Annotated in this window: 22 protein-coding genes; 7 read left to right on the forward strand and 15 right to left on the reverse strand. The window is 69.7% G+C overall.

What is annotated here, in order from left to right:
* Positions 1-117: 117 nt before the first annotated feature.
* Positions 118-351, forward strand: a complete 234-nt coding sequence (locus tag RYH79_RS12290) for a hypothetical protein (RefSeq protein WP_370899532.1) — start codon at positions 118-120, stop codon at positions 349-351.
* On the opposite strand, the gene RYH79_RS12295 is transcribed toward RYH79_RS12290, so the two are convergent.
* Positions 348-2510: an AAA family ATPase gene (locus RYH79_RS12295; protein WP_370899534.1), complete on the reverse strand. Its 2163-nt coding sequence runs from the start codon at positions 2508-2510 to the stop codon at positions 348-350. The two genes, RYH79_RS12290 and RYH79_RS12295, sit on opposite strands and share 4 nt — an antisense overlap.
* Entirely contained in the window at positions 2507-2716 is a 210-nt protein-coding gene (locus RYH79_RS12300) for a hypothetical protein (protein ID WP_370899536.1), read from the reverse strand. The genes RYH79_RS12295 and RYH79_RS12300 overlap by 4 nt, the downstream gene beginning before the upstream one ends.
* Positions 2717-2857: 141 nt before the next feature.
* Between RYH79_RS12300 and RYH79_RS12305 the strand changes: the two genes are divergently transcribed.
* From RYH79_RS12305 to RYH79_RS12315, 3 genes are read left to right on the forward strand one after another with little or no spacing between them, the layout of a single operon-like run.
* A complete protein-coding gene (locus tag RYH79_RS12305) occupies positions 2858-3268 on the forward strand; it encodes a hypothetical protein (protein WP_370899538.1) in 411 nt (136 codons plus the stop codon).
* 45 nt (positions 3269-3313) lie between these two features.
* Positions 3314-5137, forward strand: a complete 1824-nt coding sequence (locus RYH79_RS12310) for a flippase activity-associated protein Agl23 (protein ID WP_370899540.1) — start codon at positions 3314-3316, stop codon at positions 5135-5137.
* Between the two features lie 22 nt (positions 5138-5159).
* The gene (locus RYH79_RS12315) at positions 5160-5930 is read left to right on the forward strand and encodes an alpha/beta fold hydrolase (RefSeq protein WP_370899542.1); all 771 of its coding nucleotides are present in this window, start codon (positions 5160-5162) and stop codon (positions 5928-5930) included.
* Between the two features lie 126 nt (positions 5931-6056).
* Here the strand turns inward: RYH79_RS12315 and panB are convergent, their stop codons facing one another.
* Positions 6057-6866: a 3-methyl-2-oxobutanoate hydroxymethyltransferase gene (gene panB / locus RYH79_RS12320; protein WP_370899544.1), complete on the reverse strand. Its 810-nt coding sequence runs from the start codon at positions 6864-6866 to the stop codon at positions 6057-6059.
* Positions 6867-6958: 92 nt separating this feature from the next.
* Here panB and RYH79_RS12325 point away from each other — a divergent pair, with 92 nt between their 5' ends.
* Entirely contained in the window at positions 6959-7228 is a 270-nt protein-coding gene (locus RYH79_RS12325; protein ID WP_370899546.1) for a DUF5822 domain-containing protein, read from the forward strand.
* A 12-nt stretch (positions 7229-7240) separates the two neighbouring features.
* On the opposite strand, the gene RYH79_RS12330 is transcribed toward RYH79_RS12325, so the two are convergent.
* Genes RYH79_RS12330 through RYH79_RS12350 form a run of 5 tightly spaced genes read right to left on the reverse strand, consistent with a single transcriptional unit; the run spans position 7241 to position 10998 of the window.
* Positions 7241-7771 carry an HAD family hydrolase gene (locus tag RYH79_RS12330; RefSeq protein WP_370899548.1) on the reverse strand — a complete coding sequence of 177 codons (531 nt, stop codon included), beginning with the start codon at positions 7769-7771 and terminating at the stop codon, positions 7241-7243.
* Positions 7768-8004 (reverse strand): hypothetical protein, encoded by a 237-nt coding sequence (locus RYH79_RS12335; RefSeq protein WP_370899550.1) that lies wholly within the window; start codon positions 8002-8004, stop codon positions 7768-7770. The genes RYH79_RS12330 and RYH79_RS12335 overlap by 4 nt, the downstream gene beginning before the upstream one ends.
* Before the next feature lie 54 nt (positions 8005-8058).
* Positions 8059-9213 carry an acyl-CoA dehydrogenase family protein gene (locus RYH79_RS12340; protein ID WP_370899552.1) on the reverse strand — a complete coding sequence of 385 codons (1155 nt, stop codon included), beginning with the start codon at positions 9211-9213 and terminating at the stop codon, positions 8059-8061.
* A 40-nt stretch (positions 9214-9253) separates the two neighbouring features.
* Positions 9254-10447, reverse strand: a complete 1194-nt coding sequence (locus RYH79_RS12345; protein WP_370899554.1) for an alanine--tRNA ligase-related protein — start codon at positions 10445-10447, stop codon at positions 9254-9256.
* 38 nt (positions 10448-10485) lie between these two features.
* Entirely contained in the window at positions 10486-10998 is a 513-nt protein-coding gene (locus tag RYH79_RS12350) for a multiprotein-bridging factor 1 family protein (protein WP_370899556.1), read from the reverse strand.
* 198 nt (positions 10999-11196) lie between these two features.
* On the opposite strand from RYH79_RS12350, the gene RYH79_RS12355 reads away from it, so the two are divergent.
* Both RYH79_RS12355 and RYH79_RS12360 read left to right on the forward strand, forming a co-directional pair.
* Positions 11197-11502, forward strand: coding sequence for a hypothetical protein (locus RYH79_RS12355; protein ID WP_370899557.1), 306 nt, complete (start codon positions 11197-11199; stop codon positions 11500-11502).
* Between the two features lie 43 nt (positions 11503-11545).
* The gene (locus tag RYH79_RS12360; protein WP_370899559.1) at positions 11546-12709 is read left to right on the forward strand and encodes a cystathionine gamma-synthase; all 1164 of its coding nucleotides are present in this window, start codon (positions 11546-11548) and stop codon (positions 12707-12709) included.
* Between the two features lie 27 nt (positions 12710-12736).
* Here RYH79_RS12360 and RYH79_RS12365 read toward each other — a convergent pair whose 3' ends face one another.
* The 7 genes from RYH79_RS12365 to RYH79_RS12395 form a co-directional block, all read right to left on the reverse strand.
* A complete protein-coding gene (locus tag RYH79_RS12365) occupies positions 12737-12991 on the reverse strand; it encodes a DUF8028 family protein (protein ID WP_370899561.1) in 255 nt (84 codons plus the stop codon).
* 251 nt (positions 12992-13242) lie between these two features.
* Positions 13243-13602 (reverse strand): hypothetical protein, encoded by a 360-nt coding sequence (locus RYH79_RS12370; RefSeq protein WP_370899563.1) that lies wholly within the window; start codon positions 13600-13602, stop codon positions 13243-13245.
* A gap of 81 nt (positions 13603-13683) precedes the next feature.
* Positions 13684-14631 (reverse strand): DMT family transporter, encoded by a 948-nt coding sequence (locus RYH79_RS12375; RefSeq protein ID WP_370899565.1) that lies wholly within the window; start codon positions 14629-14631, stop codon positions 13684-13686.
* Positions 14632-14674: 43 nt separating this feature from the next.
* Positions 14675-16081 (reverse strand): ABC transporter ATP-binding protein, encoded by a 1407-nt coding sequence (locus RYH79_RS12380; protein WP_370899567.1) that lies wholly within the window; start codon positions 16079-16081, stop codon positions 14675-14677.
* On the reverse strand, positions 16074-17279 hold the full coding sequence (locus tag RYH79_RS12385) for an ABC transporter ATP-binding protein (RefSeq protein WP_370899569.1): 1206 nt from the start codon (positions 17277-17279) through the stop codon (positions 16074-16076). The genes RYH79_RS12380 and RYH79_RS12385 overlap by 8 nt, the downstream gene beginning before the upstream one ends.
* A 1-nt stretch (position 17280) precedes the next feature.
* The gene (locus tag RYH79_RS12390; protein WP_370899571.1) at positions 17281-18297 is read right to left on the reverse strand and encodes an ABC transporter permease; all 1017 of its coding nucleotides are present in this window, start codon (positions 18295-18297) and stop codon (positions 17281-17283) included.
* Positions 18297-19289 (reverse strand): ABC transporter permease, encoded by a 993-nt coding sequence (locus RYH79_RS12395; protein ID WP_370899573.1) that lies wholly within the window; start codon positions 19287-19289, stop codon positions 18297-18299. The genes RYH79_RS12390 and RYH79_RS12395 overlap by 1 nt, the downstream gene beginning before the upstream one ends.
* Positions 19290-19308 lie beyond the last annotated feature (19 nt).

Here is a 19308-nt window from a genome sequence, read left to right on the forward strand (position 1 = left end):
CCGACGCGAATCGGTCTTTTTTCTACGCGAAAGACGTAGGCCGCCGGCGACCGGAGTGTCCGCCGTGACCAGAGGACCGATAACCGACAACCACGACATACTGACGGAGGACAAGACGTGAGCTTCGACGACCCGAAGACGGCAGAGGAGGATCTCGACGTGCAGACACTGAACAGACTCGCGGTCGTCGGACTGATCGGGTCGTTCTTCGTCGCCCTGGCCGGGCTGTTCGCCATCCCGGCCGCGACCGCGATCGGGTTCAGCTCCCGGAACGCGTTCTGGGTGGTGCTCGTGATCGAGTTCGTCGCCGCGCTGGGCGTCGGCATCTCTGCCCGGAACCTGTACGACTAGCGGTCTCGGGAACGCCCGACCACGTCTTCCACGACCGCCTCGTAGTTGGCCAGCGTCTCTTCCGTCAGCGACGGCCCGACCCGGCGCAACGCCCGGTCGAACTCCGCGGGACCGACGGTGAGGCCGTCCAACCGCCGCGGGTCGACGCTGCCGGCTGCGGCCGGGCCGTCGGCGTCGAGCAGGTCCTCTAACGCGAGCAACGACGCCTCCCGCACCACCGCCTCGATGTCGCTCCCGGTGTACCCCTCCGTCTGGGCGGCGAGTTCGTCGTAGTCGACCCCCTCTACCGGGCGGTCGCGTGTGTGAACCCGGAAGATCGCCCGACGCGCCTCCTCGTCGGGCACCGGCACCTCGACGAGTCTGTCCAGTCGGCCGGGGCGCAACAGTGCGGGGTCGAGCCGATCCGGTCGGTTCGTCGCCGCCACGACGGTGATTCCGCCACGAGAGACGAGTCCGTCCAGCTCCGTCAACAGCTGTGAGACGACGCGTTCCGGCGCCGACGCCTCCGTGTCCTGCGTGCGGGCGGGCGCCAGTGAGTCCATCTCGTCGAAGAACACGACCGCCGGGGCGTTCGCCCGCGCCCGCTCGAACAGCTCTCGGACGGCTCGCTCCGACTCGCCGACGTACTTGTCCAACAGCTCCGGCCCGTCCACCGGGACGAAGTTGGCGTCCGTCGTCGCCGCGACCGCACGCGCCAACAGCGTCTTGCCGGTTCCCGGCGGGCCGTACAGCAGGACGCCGGTCGGCGCGTCGATGTCGAGCCGTTCGAACGCCTCCGGGTGCCGCAACGGCCACTCGACGGAGCGTGTCAGCTCTCGCTTCGGTCCGGCGAGCCCGCCGACGTCGTCGAACGAGACGTCCGGCCGCTCGACGGACGCTCCGCGCAGGGCGCTGGGGTCCGTCGCCCGGAGCGCACTCTCGAAGTCGGCAGCCGACACGGCCGGCGTGGCGGAGTCGTCGCCCGTCTCCAGCGCGCGGTCGACTGCCGCCTCCAGTGCGTGCGACCACAGCCCACGGAGGTCGGCGGCGGTGTAGCCGAACGCCCGCCCCCCGACGGCCCCGGGGTCGGCGTCGTCTGCGAGCCGACCGCCTCGGGCGAGCGCGGTCAGGATCGCCGCGCGGTCCTCCCGGTCTGGGGGTGTCACCTCGACGACCCGAGACAGCCTGTCGCCGCGTCGGAGCCCGTCCGGCACCTCCTCGGCGGCGCTCGCTTCGCCGACGACCACCACGTCGTCCATCCCACGGAGTCGGTCGACGGCGGCCGCGATCCGGGCGAGCCGGCCGGCACCCGTCCGGCCCCCCTCACCCAGTCGGTCGAGGTCGTCTAGGTGGACGACCGCTCGGGGCGCGCGGCCGGCGGCCACCCGGAGGTCCTCCAACAGCTCTGCCAGTGTCTCGTCGCCGGCCGACTGGAGTCGGCCGGGGTCGGGGGCGACGAGTGTGGCGTCCGCCTGCCAGGCGGCGTGTCGGAGGAGGTGGCTCTTGCCGACGCCCGCCGGACCGACCAAGAGGACGCCGTTACCGGGGCGCGCGCCGGCGGCGTCGTAGGCGTCGCCGGCGGTCAGCGGGCGCACCACCGCCCGTTCGAGCGTCGCTCTGGCCTCGTCGTACCCGCCGACGTCGTCGGTCGGGACGTGCGGGACGCGGTGGTCGGCCTCGACCGCGGACGCCGGCCCGGCGACGAGGTCGATCTCCGTCTCGGCGGTGACGTACACCGGGCCGTCCGGCGACACGGCGGTGACACGCACCGGCACGTCCAGCGCGCCTTTGAACAACGAGACGCCGATCCGGTCGCCGGCGACGAGCGGCGTGCCGGCCGCGGCCCGCCGGACGGCCTCCTCGCCGCCCCGGATCGACAGGTCCGGCACCGGCGCGAACCGGAGGCTCGTCGCCGGACGGGGGTCGACCGCCTCCAACGAGATCGTGTCGCCGACCGAGACACCCGCGCCGTCGGCCACCCGCTCGTCCACGACGAGACTCCGGGCGGCCAGATCGTCGTCGACGGCGACCGTCGCCGCCGTCTCCGTGTCCCCCCTGACGAGGACCGGCGTCTCGTCGGCCAACCCGGCATCGCGGGCGTCCGACGCGGCTAGCCGAACCAGTCTGTCACCCGCCGACGAGATGCCGACGACTGTTCCGGTGTGGTCTGTCGCGGTCATTCACTCCGGGAGACGATTCGGCCAGCCGAGCGACCAACGACCATGATCATCGCACCGATCGTCGCCAACAGACCGCCCTGGACGAGATTCTGCCCGGCAGCGAGAACACCGACACCGATCAACCCGAGCGCGATGGCGGCGTGGAGTCCGAACACTGCGAGGCCGCCGAAGTCGTCGATACCGAAGATGATCCCATCAGTCGACATACAGGCTGCTAGGGGTGGTGGGTAGAAGAATGCCACCCTGTCCACGGCAGAGTCGGGCCACACTCGTCGCGGGCCACTCGCCGGGCGTCACTCGCGGCTCGGTCACAAGAGGCAAACCCTCGCCAGTCGAACGGAGTCTCAGTGGTCTCGATCGGCTCGTCCAGCCCGCGCGAGCTGTTCACCGTCGTCGCCGTGACCGGAATCGCCGTCGCGCTCGTGGCCGCGCCAGTGTTGGTGTACACCGCGGAGACGACCGTCGTCGTCGACGGCGTCGGGGAGTCGAGCGTGTTCACCGGTGTCGACGACGACGTCGACCGGTCGCTCCTGGGGCAGCCGATAGTGACGGTGAACGTCACCGCCGGACGGGTGTCGCGCGTCACGACGACGACTCGGACCGGGACGGCCTTGGCGTCCGTCCGGGTGGATCCGACACAGACCAGCGTCCAGGTAGGGTGTGAGCCGGGGCGGACCTGTGTCGTTCGGGCACACGCCACGAACGGGACGACGATCGACACCGTGACCGTGACGCTGACCCGCGAGGGGCCGCTGTGAGCCGGCAGACGACAGTTACTTGATCGGCCCACCAGAGGAATCGGTATGTCGAGTCGGTTCGAGACCGTCCGGGTGCGGATCGACGCCGGGGTGACCGCGTTCGGTCGACTCACCGGGCTCCCTCCGGTCGTGGCCGCGGTGGCCGCGCTCACGACCCTCGCGCTCGTCTTACGACTGTTCGCCCTCGGCGACCGTGTCGCCCACTTCGACGAGGGGCGGGTCGCCTACTGGACCGTCCGCTACGCCGAGACCGGGTCGTTCCACTACCGCTACATCATCCACGGCCCGTTCGTCCAACACGTCAACCGGGTCGTGTTCCAGGTGTTGGGCCGCAACGACGCGACGATGCGAGCGGTCGTCGCCGTGCTCGGCGGGCTGCTCCCGGCGAGCGTCCTCCTGGTTCGCCACCGGCTCCGTCCGGTCGAGACCGTCCTGGCGGCCGGCTTCCTCGCCGTCAACCCGGTGTTGTTGTACTACTCCCGGTTCTTCCGCAGCACCGTCCTGGTGGCCGCGTTCATGTTCGTCTCGTTGCTGTGGCTCGTCCGGGCGATCGACTTCGGCCGTCCCCGGGCCGTCCACGCCGCCGCCCTGTTCGCCGCCTTGGGCTTCGCCGCCAAGGAGAACGCCGTCGTCTACGTGCTCTGTTACGCCGGGGCTGGAGGGCTCCTCCTGGACTACGCTCTGATGGACCCCGTACGCCACGAACGGGGCACCGACGCCGTTCGCGCCCGGCTCGCGGCCGCCAGACGACTCCTGACCGACCCGGCCGGGCGGCGACGGCTGGGTTACTGGGTCGGCCACACCGTGCTCGCTGTCGGGTTGTTCGCGGCCGTGACGTTGTTCGTCTTCGCCCCGCGTGACCCCAACGGGCTCGGACTGTGGTCGAGTCTGGCGAGCCCAGGGCGACTGCCGGCGCTCGTGGACGCGACAGTCGCCGACGTCCGCCGCGGGATGGAGTACTGGTTCGGGCACAGCGCCTCCACGAAGTGTTACGAGGACTCGCTGATCGCGGGCTACGTCTGTTTCCTCGAACGTGCACTCGGCGTGCTGTGGCAGTACGCGCTGCCGCTCGTCGCCGCCGCCGTCGTCGGCTTCCTCGCCGAGCGGTACGCGACGGCCCGACCGCGGCCGCTCGTGATGTTGGCGAGCTACTGGGGATTCGTCAGCGTGCTGGGCTACCCGCTCGGGACGGACATCTTCGGGGCCTGGATCACGGTCAACGCCCTGGTGCCGCTGACGATCCCCGCCGCGGTCGGACTCGGGCTCGTCGTCCGTCGGGGGTACGACGCGCTGCCGGCCGACCCGGTCCGGACGGCCGTCGCCGGCGTGGTCGTAGTCGCGGTCGTCGCACAGGTCGCCGTCACGGGCGGCGCGGCGGTGTACGCCAACCCGGCCGCGGACTCGAACGAACTCGTCCAGTACGCACAGCCGACGGACGACTTCCGGCCGGCGGTCCGCGACCTGGCGACGGTCGCACCGACGAACGAGGGGACGGACGTGTTGTTCTACGGGAGCGAACTCGTCGTCGAAGGCGAGGGCGGCGGGCCGATCCCGGAGTGTACGGTGATGGTGAAGACGCTCCCGCTCCACTGGTACCTCCAGGTCGCCAGGGCAGACGGCGACTGTGCGCGCGACCAGACGGCGTTGGACCGGGCGCTGGCCGACGACCCGCCGCCGGTCGTGATCGTCCACGAACAACGGGCCGAGAGGGTCGCACGCCGACTCCCGGGGTACGAGTCGGAGACGTACCGACTCCGGACGGTCGCCCGCCCGGTGACGTTCTTCGTCGACCGTGAGGCCGTGACTGCGGCCGCGACGGACCGTGCTCCGCCGGCTCGGCTCCGCGCGGTGCGTGCGACCGACTTTTGAGACTCCCCCGCGGACGTTCCGTATGGAGACCGTGACACACCACGGGCGGGAGACCGCCTACGAGACGTTCGACCGGGGCGCCGACGGCCCGGGACTACTCTGTATCCACGGCAGCGGCGGCACCCGCGGGGTGTGGAAGGCCCAGGCCCGACTCGCCGACCGACTGCCGGTCACGACGGTCGACCTGGCCGGTCACGGGAACAGCCCGGACACGGACGCCGACCCGGGCGTCGAGACGCTGGGGGTGTACGCCGACGACGTGGCCGCGGTCGCCGACGCGACGGACGCGCGGGTCCTCGTCGGCAACTCTCTGGGGGGCGCGGTCGCGCTGTGGGTCGCCTTGGAGCGTGACGTGTCGCTCGACGGACTCGTCCTCGCCGGCACCGGGCCACGGCTCCCCGTGTTGGACGACCTCCTCGCGTGGCTCGCCGACGACTTCGAGCGCGCCGTGACGTTCCTCCACGGCGAAGATCGGTTGTTCCACGACCCGGAGACGGAGTACGCCGCCGTCTCCGCCGAGACGATGCACGCAGTCGGGCGGGCGGTGACGGAACGGGACTTCCTGACGAGCCACCGCTTCGACGTCCGCGACCGACTGGACGAGGTGACCGTGCCGGCGCTGGCGCTCGTCGGTGAACACGACCACCTCACACCCGTGTCGTACCACGAGACCCTGGCCGAGGAGATACCCGCGTGTGAGTTCGGCGTGGTCGAGGACGCCGCCCACCTCGCCATGTTGGAGCGCCCGACCGCGTTCGGCGAGGCGCTCGTGTCGTTCTGCGACCGACTGTGACCGGCGCGGCCGAACGTTGAAGTAGGGAGACGGGACCAGACGCGCCGTGCCCGACTGAGCGGCCTCGGACCGGGCGCGGGTGTGCGACACGACGGTCCGAGCGAGACGGTGTCACAGTGTCGCCTGTCAGTACACGTCGCCCACGTCGGACTCGTAGTGGCTGTGTTCCTCGGCCGGGAACGATCCGTCCTCGACGGCCTCGCGGAACGACTCGACGGCCGTGGTCATCTCCTCGCGTACGTCGCCGAACTCCGCCGCGAACGGCGGCGTCCGCTCGCTCAGCCCCAGCACGTCCGTGATCACGAGCACCTGACCGTCCGTCTCCGGACCGGCGCCGATGCCGATGGTCGGGATCTCCAGTGCCGCCGTCACGTCCGCCGCGAGGTTCGCCGGGACGTGCTCCAACACGAGCGAGAACGCTCCCGCCGCCTCGTGTGCCTCTGCCAGCTCCAGCAGCTCCGCCGCCGCGTCCGAGTCCGTCCCCTGGCGGTGGTAGCCGCCGAGCTGGTTGACGTGCTGTGGCGTCAAGCCGAGGTGGGCCATCACCGGGATCCCCAGCTCCACGAGTCGCTCCGTCGTCTCGACGGTGTGTGGCCCACACTCCAGCTTCACCGCGTCCGCGTCCGCCTGCTTCAGCATCTGTCCGGCGTTCTCGACACTGTCGGTCTCCGAGACGCCGAAGGAGAGGAACGGCATGTCCGCAACGACCAACGGCTCCGTCGTCGCTCGGGCGACCGCCGCCGTCCGACTCTGCACCTCGTCGACCGTGACGGGGAGCGTGGAGTCGTGGCCCAACACGGCGTTGCCCATACTGTCGCCGACGAGGATCACGTCGACGCCGGCCGCCTCGACCACCTCGGCCGTCGGCGCGTCGTAGGCGGTCAGCATCGTGATCGGGTCCTCGCCACTCTCCCTGATGTCGCGCGTCGTCGTCACGACACACGGCTTCACACCGGACGGCTAAAACCGTACGGTCGGCCGACAGATCGGACCGACACGGCTTAGACCGTCGCCGCCGAACCGGGCGTGTGCCAGAGCGCGTCGAGAGCCACGACCCCGACGGCGTCGACTACGGGTGGGTGATGCAGACGACGTTCGTCACCACGATCGTCGTCGGCGCGCCGACCGTCGCGCTGCTGTCTCTGTTCGTCGGCCTGCAGGACACCTGGGCCGCACGTGCGGAGTTCGCCGTCCGGGTCGGTGCCGTCGTCTGGATTCTCACCGCCGTGGGCGTCTACCTCTACGCTCGACGGCACGTCGACGACGAAGAAGAGGCGTCGACGGAGACCGCCGAGTGAGAACGGTGACGGCTACCCGACGGCCAGGAACTCGACCCCGGCGCGCTCGGCTGCGAGAGCGTCGCGTCGTGAGTCGCCGACGAACACCGTCTCCGCCGGCGACGCGCCGAGTCGGTCGACGGCCGCGAGCAACGGCTCCGGGTCGGGCTTGCGGGTCGCCACGCTGTCGCGTCCGACGACGGCGTCGACAGCGTCCGCCAGCCCGTGTGTCTCGAGTGCGACCCGGCAGGCAGCCTCACAGTTGAGCGAGCAGACGCCGACCGGCACGGACAAGGGGAGGTCGTCGGCACGCGGGGCGAGTGTCGACTCCCGGGCACCCGCTCGTTCGTGGTCGGCGATCACGGCCTCCAGCTCCGGCCGGAGCCCTCTCGTGTCTGCCTCGTCCAGTAGCTGCCAGAGGTCACCGTCGACCTCGTGGCCGCGGTCGGTGAACACCGCCCGTCCCTCGGCGGCGACGGTGTCCCACGAGACCACGAGGTCGACGAGCGTTCCGTCGAGGTCGTACACGACGGCCGCGTACGGCTCCAGATCCGCGGGCGTCACGCCTCCCCTCCGTCGACGGCTGCCTCGGCCGCCTGCACGACGGCCGTCACGTCCGTTCCGAGATCGGGCGAGAACGGGACTCCCTCCGTCTGGCCGCCGAACGCTCGGACGATCGTCGCGTTCTCCACGTGCGTCGTCGTCGGGTCGACGCGGCCGTCTGCCGCCGCGCGAGCGCCCGCCACGACCTCGTTCGTGTCGAACGCGACCAGCTTCGACTCCTGTGAGATCGTCACACGGCGTCGTACGGAGTCGCTCGATATAACTCCGGGGGAGCGCCCGGAACGGAGTCACTCCAGAAGCTCTCGGGCGATGATCTTCTTCTGGATCTCCGTCGTTCCCTCGTAGATCGTGGTGATCTTGGCGTCGCGGTAGAACCGCTCGACGTCGAAGTCCGTCGTGTAGCCGTAGCCGCCGTGGATCTGCACCGCCTCGTTCGTCACGTCCATCGCGGCCTCACTGGCGAAGTACTTCGCCATCGACGCCGCGACGCGGTTGTCCTGGCCGGCGTCACCCTGCCGGGCCGCCTCCCGGACCAGCAGCCGCGAGGCCTGGATCTGTGTCGCCATCTCGGCGAACTTGTGACGGATGCTCTGGATCTGGTCGATCGGGCGGTCGAACTGCTCCCGGTCGCTCGCGTACGTCTTCGCCTCGTCGAAGGCGGCCTGCGCCAGGCCGACGGCCTGAGCCGCGATTCCGATCCGACCGCCCGTGAGGATCCGGAACGCCGCCGACAGCCCCTCTCCCTCCGGCGTGAGACGGTACGCCTCGGGGAGCCGCACGTCGTGGAAGTGCATCTGTGTCGTGTCGGACGCCCGCAGCCCCAGCTTCTCCTCCTTGCGGCCGACCTCGACGCCGTCCAGATCGCCCGGGACGAGGAACTGCGTGATCGACCCCGGGTCGTTCGCGTCCGTCTTGGCGAACACGACGTACACCCCCGCTCGCTGGCCGTTCGTGATCCACTGTTTGTCCCCCGAGAGCACGTACTCGTCGCCGTCGCGGCGCGCCGTCGTCGACATCTCCGCCGGGTTCGACCCCGCGTCCGGCTCCGACAGACAGAACGCGCCGACCGGCCGCCCCTCCGCCATCGCCGGGAGCCACTCCTGGCGCTGACTCTCCGTGCCGAACTGGGCGATACAGGAGGTGGCCAGACAGTGGACGGACAACGCCGTCGCCACCGCCAGTTGGCCGTACGCCACCTCCTCGTTGACGACCGCGTACGTCTCCCGATCGGAACCGAAGCCGCCGTACTCGGCCGGCACAGTAAGCCCCGTGAGGTCGATCTCCGCGAGCCCGTCCCACACGTCCTCCGGGAACTCCTCGTTCTCGTCGGCCGCCTGGGCGCCGGGTCTGATCTCCTCTTCGGCGAACTCGCGCACCACCTCGCGGATCGCCTGGGTCTCCTCGGAGAGCCCGGACTCCGTTCCGCCGAACACCTGACTCATACCGCAGTATTTGCCAGCGGCGAGTTAACTCCTGCGAGGCTTACTCCCTCCGCAGCCACGCCAGTACGCGGTCGGCGTCGGCGTCCAGCCCGCCGCCCTGCGCGAACGTCGGACCGCCGCCACCCCCGCCGCCGAACGTCCCCGTCAGGTCGTCCACGACGCCGCCGGCGTGAACCTCCCCGTCCGTGGCGACGACGACGAACGGCGCCGGGCCGTCGCCGACGACCGCCACCACGCCACCGTCGTCGTCGACCCGTTCTTGGGCGCGTTCGCCCACGTCGTTCGGGTCGGCGTCGGGGAGTTGGCCGACGCGCCAGGTCGTACCGTCGCGCGTCGTCGTCGGGAGGTCGGCGAGTCTGGCGTCCAACAGCTCCGCGCGTGTCTCGGCCAACTCCGCCTCCAACTCCGCGACGCGGTCGTCCAGCCCGGCCGTCTCCGCCGGCAGACTCTCCAGGTTGCCGTCGACGGTCCCCGCCGCGGCGCGGGCGTTGGCGTGGACGGTCGCGCGGTGGTCGATCCCGGCGGGGCCGACGGCGAACTCCACGCGGGTCATCCCCTCCCCGGGGTTCGACCGCGACAACACCGTGATCGGGCCGATCTCGGCGGTGTTCGAGACGTGGGTGCCGCCGCAGGCTGCCCAGTCCCACCCCTCGATCGTGACGATCCGGACGGTGTCGGCGTCCGCCATCACGCCCTCCTCCGTCTTCGTGTTGAACGACACCCGGTCGCTGTCGCGGGCCTCCGTGACCGGCACCTCCCGCCAGGACACCGGCCGGGAGTCCCACACGGCTCGGTTGGCGAGCCGTTCCAACTCGACGAGCGTCTCGTCGTCGATCTCCGTCGTCGTGGTGAAGTCCACCCGCACCTTCTCCTCGCCGATGCCGAACCCGCCGTACCCCAGGTCGTCCAAGAGGTGACGGCCGGCGCCGTACAGGACGTGACTCGCGGTGTGTGCCCGGCTACAGTACGTCCGGAAGTCGTCGTCGACGACGGCCACCACCGTGTCGCCGGGCTCGAACGACGGTGGGTCGGCCAGTCGGTGGACGACGCCGTCGTCCGTCGTCGCGACGGTGTCGACGACGACCCCGTCCAGCGTCCCGCGGTCTGCGGGCTGGCCGCCGCTCTCGGCGTAGAAGTACGTCTCTTCGAGCCACACGTCCCGGCCGTCGACCGCGGCGACGACCGCGTCGAACTCGCGGACCGTCGGGTCCGCCGGTGCGAGACTGGCTGTCACACCTCCAGACAGCAGCCGAGACTACAAGAACACCCAGGTCACTCGTCGATCAGCTCCGTCTCCAAGAACGACTCCATCGACGCGACGACGGAGCCGCCGACGTTCGCTCGCGCCGCTCGCCCCTGTTCGACCGCCAACACCTCGTCTTCCGTCAGGTCCAGTTCCGTCGCGAGTTCCTCGACCGTCAGCCCGGCGTCCTGGCGGGCCCGTTCTGCCCGCGGACCGTAGTCGGAGACGAGGTACGGCAGCTGGTCGTCCTCGTACTCCGTCCCGTCGGCGACCCAGTCCGAGTTCCCTCGGCTGGCGTCGTACACCCGGGCGGCGTTCTGTGCCGCGCGCTTGCCGGCGTCCGGCTCGCGCTCCCCACGATCTTCCCCAGGGTCGTCCCGGCCGTCGTCGTCGTCGTCGCCGTGGGGCGCACACTCCGAACAGACCAGCAGTTCGGCGCCGGCGACCGACTCTCGGCTGAGATTTCGATCCTCGCGTCCGCAGAGCTCACAGGCGTCGCCGGAGCCGGCGGAACCCGACCCGCCCGTCGAGTACTTGGCCATAGGGTAATATCCGAGTGAGCGCTCATAAAGCCGTTGTCAGTGTGTCGACTCTGCCGGATTGTCCCGGCGAGTCCGAAACTGTCGTCTCGTCTGTGCAGTCGAGCGGCCCGAGTCCGTCTCGTGGCTTTCGGGTGTTTCGGTACGCAGAACCCAGTCAGTACAGTTATACGCCCGAGAGCCGGTGACCCGTGTACCTCGATGTTACGACGACGACGGGAGTGGCCACGGGAGTGGATGTCGACGTACGCGACAGTGTCCGCGCTCGCGGTCGTGCTCCCTGGCGTGTTCCTGATAGACGCCGTCGCAGCACGGTCCGCCGTCGTCGAGGGTGCGCTCCTCGTCGGTCTCTGTGGCGGGCTGATCCTGTCCGAACTGCTACTGCACGCCGTGTTCCGACGGCTGGACGAACGCGGAGACGACAGGCTGTTGTACGGCTTCGTCGCCGCCAGCCTCCTGGCGTACTCACTGCTGTGGTACAGGCCGGTCGTACATCTTCTCGGCTAGGCCAAAGCGAAGACTGACAACTGTCGAATCACTCAGCAGTCGTATGAGCGAGGACCACGAGTTCCGGATCGAGACGGACGCCATCCACGCCGGCCAGGAGCCGGACGACGACACCGGCGCCCTGATGACGCCCATCTACGCCAACTCCACCTACGAGCAGGACGCTCCCGGCGACCACCGTGGCTACGAGTACTCCCGGACCGGCAACCCCACCCGGACGGACTTAGAGGACAATCTCGCGGCCCTGGAGGGCGCGGAGTACGGCCGCGCGTTCGCCTCCGGAATGGGCGGGATCAACACTGTACTCAACCTCCTGGAGGCGGGCGACCACGTCGTCGCCGGTGACGACGTGTACGGCGGGACCCACCGAATCTTCACGCAGGTGTACGAGGAGTACGACCTCTCGTTCGACTTCGTCGACACCACCGACCACGACGCAGTCGGGGACGCGCTCCGCGAGGAGACGGAGCTGGTGTGGGTGGAGACGCCGACGAACCCGTTGATGCGGGTCAACGACATCGGAGCGCTGTCGGAGATGGCCCACGCGCACGACGCCTTGTGTGTCGTCGACAACACGTTCGCCACGCCGTACCTCCAACGGCCCCTGGAGTTCGGCGCCGACGTCGTCTCGCACTCGCTGACGAAGTACCTCGGCGGCCACTCCGACGTGGTCGGCGGGGCGCTCGTCACCGACGACGAGGAGCTAGACGAACGGATCGGCTTCTACCAGAACTCCGTGGGCGCGACGCCGTCGCCGTTCGACTGTTTCCTCGTGCTCCGGGGGACGAAGACGCTCCCGGTGCGGATGGACCGTCACTGCGAGAACGCCAACGAACTGGCGGCCTGGCTGGCCGACCACGAGGCGGTCGACCGGGTGTACTACCCCGGGCTGGAGAGCCACCCACAGCACGACCTCGCGGCCGCACAGATGGACGACTTCGGCGGAATGCTGTCGTTCGAGTTCGACGGCACGTTGGAGCAGGCGTCGACCGTCGTGAGCGAGACGGAGGTGTTCACGCTCGCGGAGTCGCTGGGCGGCGTCGAGAGCCTGATCGAACAGCCGGCGGCGATGACCCACGCCGCGATTCCGCGGGAGGAACGGCTCGCCGCGGGGCTGACGGACGGGCTGATCCGCGTCAGTGTCGGCGTCGAACACGTCGACGACATGCGACGAGATCTACAGACGGCGTTCGAGGCGGCCCAGTAGCTCGGCCGGGAGCTCGCAGACGCAGACTCAGGCGTCGCCGTAGCCGTGACCGACGAGCAAGGCGAGGACGTTCACGGCCAGGAGCGCGCCGACCGTCGACGCGTTCCCCGCCGACAGTCCGCCTGCCACCATCGGGAGGTAGACGAACGGGAGGGCGATTGCGGCGTAGAAGCCGACGGCGCGCACCGGGGCCGTCGCCTTCCGGGCGGTGAAGTACTCTCTGGCACGCGGGAGGGACCTTCGCAGTCGACTCGACTCGGAGGGGCTGATGGAGGGCGTCATTTCGTGATCGCGGGCGGGTGTGCCCACCTCACTGTACGACCCACCCCCACTAATACCCCGCCGAGGGTTCCGCTCTGTTCGTCGCGTTTCACGGGGGACACTCCCCGCCGCCGCTCGTTTCACGAACGGTCCAGCGTCTCCGAGAACGTTTATCGACCGCTCTCACTCTTTCTCGTCGATCTCCGTCGTCCGCGACGGGTGCCGCCCGGGAGTCGCGCCGTCCCCGCCGCCCGGCGGGAGTTACGTGTCACTTACTCGAACACCGACGAGTCGACGGTCTCGCTGTTGACCACGGACGACTGGTTGTCGTTGGCGCGTGGCTTCGACTTCACCGTCAGGACGCCGACCGGCATCGACCCCTCGACGGCGACGATGTCACCGTCGGCCGGCGGGAGCACCTCGCGGTCGGCGACACTGTGTCCCGCCCCGTCTTCGACGACGCGTGCCCAGTCCAACTCGAAGTGGTCGTGATCCAGCAACGACTTCACCACGGTCGGCTTCGCGCTGTAGACGGTGAACGAGTTGTCCTGGCCGCCCATCGTGATCGTGGTCTCCTTCTCGTCGCCGTTCAGCTGCGGGTCACGGTCGACGTGTTCGGTCAAGTCCGTCACGTTCCACGGTCGGAGCGTCACACGGAAGTTCGTTTCGGGGGCGACAGTCCACACTCTGCGAGCGGGCGCCCCGACGGACTCTCACTCCGGGTGCCGGTCGGCGAGCCCGAGTTCGGTGGCGACGGCCCGTCGTTTCAACAACGCGAAGCCGACGACGATACAGAAGAATCCGACGGCGGTGGCGGTCGTCGGGCGCTCGCCCAGCAGGAGCCAGCCGACCAACGCCGCGAACGGCGGGACGACGTACGACACGAGGTTGATCTCGACGGAGCCCAGCCGTTCCAACAGCCGGAAGTAGATCAGGAACCCCAGCCCGGAGGCGACGACCGCGAGGAACGCCAGCGACCAGACGGCGCCGGCGTCCCAGGCGACGGCGGCGGTCCGTTCGCCCAGTCCGTAGGCGGCGACGTGCAACGCCGCGGCGCCGCCCAGCATCGCCCACGCCTCCAGCGTCTCCGTCTCCAGGTTCGAGTCCAGCCGCTCCGTGACGACGGAGCCGAGCGCGAACGCCGTCACGGCCGCGAACACGAGCAGTTTGGCGACGACGCCGCCGGCGAGCAGGTTCGACGGGTCCGGCTCCGCCAACACGGCCACGCCGACGACACCGGCCGCGAGCCCGGCGACTCCCGCGGGCTCCAGCCGTCGTCCGGGCAACAACAGCCGCGAGAACCCCGTCGTCAGGACCGGGTTGAGTCCGACGATCACCGCCGCGGCGGCGCTCGTCACCGCGGGGTCCGTCTCGCCGACGAACAACAACGCGTGGTAGCCCGCGATCACGAAGACGGCACCGACCGCGACCGCGAGCCACTGGCGGGCGCTCCGGGGCACCGGGTCGTCGACTGCCCAGACGGCGTACGCCAGCATCACCACGCCCGCGACGTCGAACCGGAAGGCCGCGAACAACACCGGCGTCTCGAAGAACCCCCCGGGCGCGGTCGGCGTGCCGAGCCCGGCCTTGATAGCGACGAACGCGGCTCCCCAGACGGCCGCCAGCGTCAGGAACAGGCCGGCGTCGCGGTATCGTGGCACGGCCGTCGTTCGACCACCGTCGTCGAGAGGGTTGCGGTCGCGGCTACGGCTCCTCGCTCGAGGGGACGCCGTCGGCGTCGCCGAACGCGGACTCGATGTCCGGCTGCTCGACCGTCTGCTCGTCGCGGAGGTCGTCGCGGTAGAGGTGACAGACGGACGACTGGCCGTCGCCGCGGTCGTGGGCGACCGGCGACTCCGTCTCGCAGACGGAGGCGAACCGGTCGGTCAGCCGTTCGGCCGCCTCCTCCGTCCGGCCGTTGACGAGGATCTCCAACGCGTCCTCGACGGTGTCCTCGTCGGCGCCCGTCAACCCGTCTACGTCGAACTCCTCGCGGACGGACCGTTTGAACGCCTCGTCGCCGTCGCCGCGGAAGCGGTCGGCGCCGAACTCCCCGCGGGCGAGCCTGTCGCGCAGCGTCAACACCGCCCGGTAGTCCTCCTGGGCGGTCTCCACCCCTGCCGGGGGGATCACCTCCGGACACCGGGTGCGGAAGCGACAGCCAGAGGGCGGCCGGCGTGGCGACGGCACGTCGCCGGCCAACGGCTCCACCTCCCGGCCCTGTTCTGCCGTCTCCGCCCGCGGGACGGAGTTCAACAACGCCTCCGTGTACGGGTGGGCCGGCGACTCGAACAGCTCGGCCGTCGGCCCGCGTTCGACGATCTTCCCGAGGTACATCACGGCCACACGGTCGCAGATGTGCCGGACGACACTCAGGTCGTGGGCGATGAACAGGTACGTCAGCCCGTACTCCGCCTGCAGTTCGTCCAGGAGGTTGAGGATCTGCGCCTGGACGGACACGTCCAGCGCAGACACCGGCTCGTCCAACACCACGAACTCCGGGTCCAGCGCCAGTGCGCGGGCGATCCCGACTCGTTGGCGCTGACCGCCGGAGAACTCGTGTGGGTACCGGTCCACCTGGTCGGCCGACAGCCCGACCCGTTCGAGCAGTTCCTCGGCGCGCTGCCGGCGCGCCTCCGGTTTCGACGTGTCCGGCGGCGTCTCCTCGGGGAGATCGTGGATTCGGAGCCCCTCGGTCACCATCTCTCCGACGGTCATTCGCGGGTCGAGACTGGAGAACGGGTCCTGGAACACGATCTGTGCCCGTTCGCGGAACGCCGTCAGCTCCGCGTCCGACAGCTCGCTCACGTCGTCGCCGTCGAAGCTGACCCGGCCGCCGGTGGGCTCGCGCAGCCGCAACAGGGTCTCGCCGGTCGTCGACTTCCCACAGCCGGACTCGCCGACGAGTCCCAGCGTCTCCCCGCGGCGCACGTCCAGGTCGATCCCGTCGACCGCCTTCACGCTCTCCGTCTCTCGACCGAGCAACGTGTCGACGACAGTGTCGTTCTCGTAGTAGTACTTCTCGAGGTCCCGCACCTGCAACAGGGTCTCGCCGGTCGCGGCGTCGGCCGTGCCGGTCGCCCCCAACGAGCCGGTGTCGGCGTCAGTCATTCGACACCACCTCGCGGTCGTCCGCCAGTGCTCGGGCGGAGTCGAACTCCTGGTCCGCCAGCACACACCGGACGGTGTGTTCTCGGCTGCCGTCGGCCGCCTCGTGCTCTGGAACGGGCTGGAGACAGTCCTCCATCGCCTTCGGGCAACGGTCGGCGAAGTAACAGCCCTCCGGCATCTCCCGGTCGAGCAACGACGGGACGTTCCCCTCGATGGGCTGGAGCCGGGGCTCGGGGTCTTCTAGATCGGGGATCGAGCCGAGCAGACCCTCCGTGTACGGGTGGACCGGCGAGTCGAACACGTCCGCCAGCTGTCCCCGCTCGACGATCTGACCGGCGTACATCACGCCGACCCGGTCGCACATCCGGGCGATCACGCCCAGGTCGTGGGTGATCATCACGACGGACGTGTCGCCGTCCGCCTGGAGGTCTCGCAGGAGATCCAGGATCTGCGCCTGGATCGTCACGTCCAGCGCGGTCGTCGGCTCGTCGGCGATCAGCAGGTCCGGCTCGCCCGCCAGCGCCTGGGCGATCATCGCCCGTTGGAGCATCCCGCCGGAGAACTGGTGTGGGTACTCCTCGGCCCGGTCGGCCGGGTCCGGAATACCCACCTGGTCCAACAGTTCGACGGCTCGCTCGTGGCTCTCGTCGCTGGCGTAGCCGCGCGACGGGAGCAGGGTGTCGGCGATCATTCGGCCGAGGCCGTACCCCTGGGTGCGTTGGCGGGTCGAGCGGGGGTTGGCGCTGGCGCGTCGCTGCACCTCGACGGCCTCGGCGATCTGCTCGCCGACCGTCAGCGAGGGGTTGAGCGACGACATCGGGTCCTGGAAGATCGTGCTGAACGACGACCCCCGGAGCGACCGACGGACGGAGTCGGGCACGCGCCGGAGGTCGACGTGGTCGCCGACGGCGGCACCGTCCGCGCGGAACTCCTCGGCCAGCTCCGGGTCGCGGTACCACACCTCTCCTTCGGTGATCCGGCCGGGCGACTCCACGAGGTCGATCAGCGACAGCGCGGTGACCGACTTCCCGGAGCCGGACTCGCCGACGATTCCCAGCACCTCGTTGTCTCTGATCTCGAAGGAGACGGACTCGACGGCGTTCACCTGTCCCTCGTCGGTGAAGAACCGGGTGGAGAGATCCCGGACGGCGACGAGCACGTCGTCGTCGAGCTCGGGGTCGGGAGGCGTGTCGCTCACGCTAGGCCCCCCCCTCGCCCTCGATTCCGGGGTCGAGGGCGTCCCGTAGCCAGTCGCCGATCAGGTTGATCCCGATCACGGACACCATGATTGCGAGCCCGGGCATGCCGGCGATCCACCACTGGCCCGAGGAGATGTAGTCGCGGCCCTGGGAGATGTCGAACCCCCACGACAGCGTCGTCCCGGAGAAACCCAGGAACGACAGCGACGACTCCAACAGTATGATCGCCGCCACCTGGACCGTCCCGAGGACGATGATCGGGGTGATCGCGTTCGGCAGGACGTGGCCGGCGATGATCCGGCTGTCGTCGGCACCCAACGCCCGGGCGGCCTTGACGTACTCCTGGTCGCGCAGCGACAACGCCTCCCCGCGGGCGATCCGGGCGAACCACACCCAGTTGACGAGCCCGACGACGACGATCACCGTGCCGGGCAGTACGAACGTCTCCGGCATCCCGGAGACCAGCCCGAAGACGACGAACGGATCGGGGACAGAGAGGCTCGCGCGCCCCCATAGCCCGATCAGGGCGATGGCGAGCACGAGCGAGGGGAACGCCAGGCTCACGTCCGCGAACCGCATCAGTCCGTCGTCGATCCGGCCGCGGTAGTAGCCCGCGATCAGTCCCACCGGAACCCCCACGAGCGCGGCGAACACGGTGCCGAGCACGCCGACGATCAGTGACGTGCGGGCGCCGTACACCACCCGCGACAGCATGTCTCGGCCGAGTCCGTCCGTCCCGAGAGGGTGGGCCGCCTCGGCCTCGATGGTGACGGTCTCCGTCACTGTCTGCACTTCCCCGTCGACCACCTCGGACCGTGTCTGTTCTTCCGTCTGTGAGAAGCCCAGCGGCGGGAGCTGTGCGTTGTCCAGGTCCTGTGCCGTCGGGTTGTGGGGCGCGACGAACGGCGCGAAGATCGCCACCAGGACCACGAGTAAGACGAGCGCTACGCCCAGCTTGGCGAGCACGCTGTCGCGGAACTCCGAGGCGAGGTTCCGGCGGACGCGGTCGGACACCATCAGTCGTTCACCACCCGTGGGTCGAGCGAGGAGTACACCACGTCGACGAGGATGTTCACCAGGACGAAGCTGGTGCCGATCACGATCAGACTCCCCTGTAACACCGGCCAGTCGCGGAGACTGATGCTCCGGATCACGAGTGTCCCCAGCCCCGGCCACGAGAAGACGGCCTCAGTGATGACCGCTCCACCGATCAGCGTGCCGAGCTGGAGCCCCAGCACGGTGATCACCGGGATCAGAGTGTTCCGTAGCGCGTGTTTGTACCGAACCAGCGTCTCCGGCAGTCCCTTCGCTCGGGCCGCCCGAACGTACGGTTTCCCGAGTTCGTCCAGCATCCCCGAGCGCGTGAGTCGGGTGACCAACGCTGTGAAGTACGTCCCCAGCGCGATCGCCGGCAGCGTGATGTGGGCGAGCCACAGCCGCAGCGTCTCGAAGAACGACGCCGGCCCGACGACGGCCGCCAACACCTCCACCGCCGCGACCGCGCGGCCACTGGTCTGGAAGATCCCCAACTGCACCGCCAACACGAGGATCATCATGATCCCCAGCCAGAAGTTCGGGGTAGAGATGCCCGCGAGCGAGAACAGCGTCGCCAGCCAGTCGACGGGCTGGTTCCGGCGGGTCGCCGAGACGACTCCCAACGGGATCGACAGTAGGATGGCGACGAGCGTCGCCGTGACCGCCAGCTCCACCGTCGCCGGCACCTTCGAGAAGACGAGTCTCGTCACCTCCTGGCCTCGCACGTACGAGAAGCCCATGTCACCCTGGACGAGTTCGAACAGGTACTCCCCGTACTGAGCGTACAACGGCTGATTCAGGCCCAGTTCGCGGGCGATGGCGCGACGAGTCTCCTGGTTGGCGTCCAACGGCGCGACGGCGTTGATCGCGCTCCCGGGGGTGATGAACCGCAGGGCGAACACGACAGTGACTACCCCCCAGACGACGCCGACTCCTTGGAGCGTCCGTTTGGCGATAAACCGTCCCTGTGACATCAGTGAGTCGCCTCCGCGT

This window comes from Halobaculum sp. MBLA0143 (assembly GCF_041361465.1).
Taxonomy (GTDB): Archaea; Halobacteriota; Halobacteria; order Halobacteriales; family Haloferacaceae; genus JAHENP01.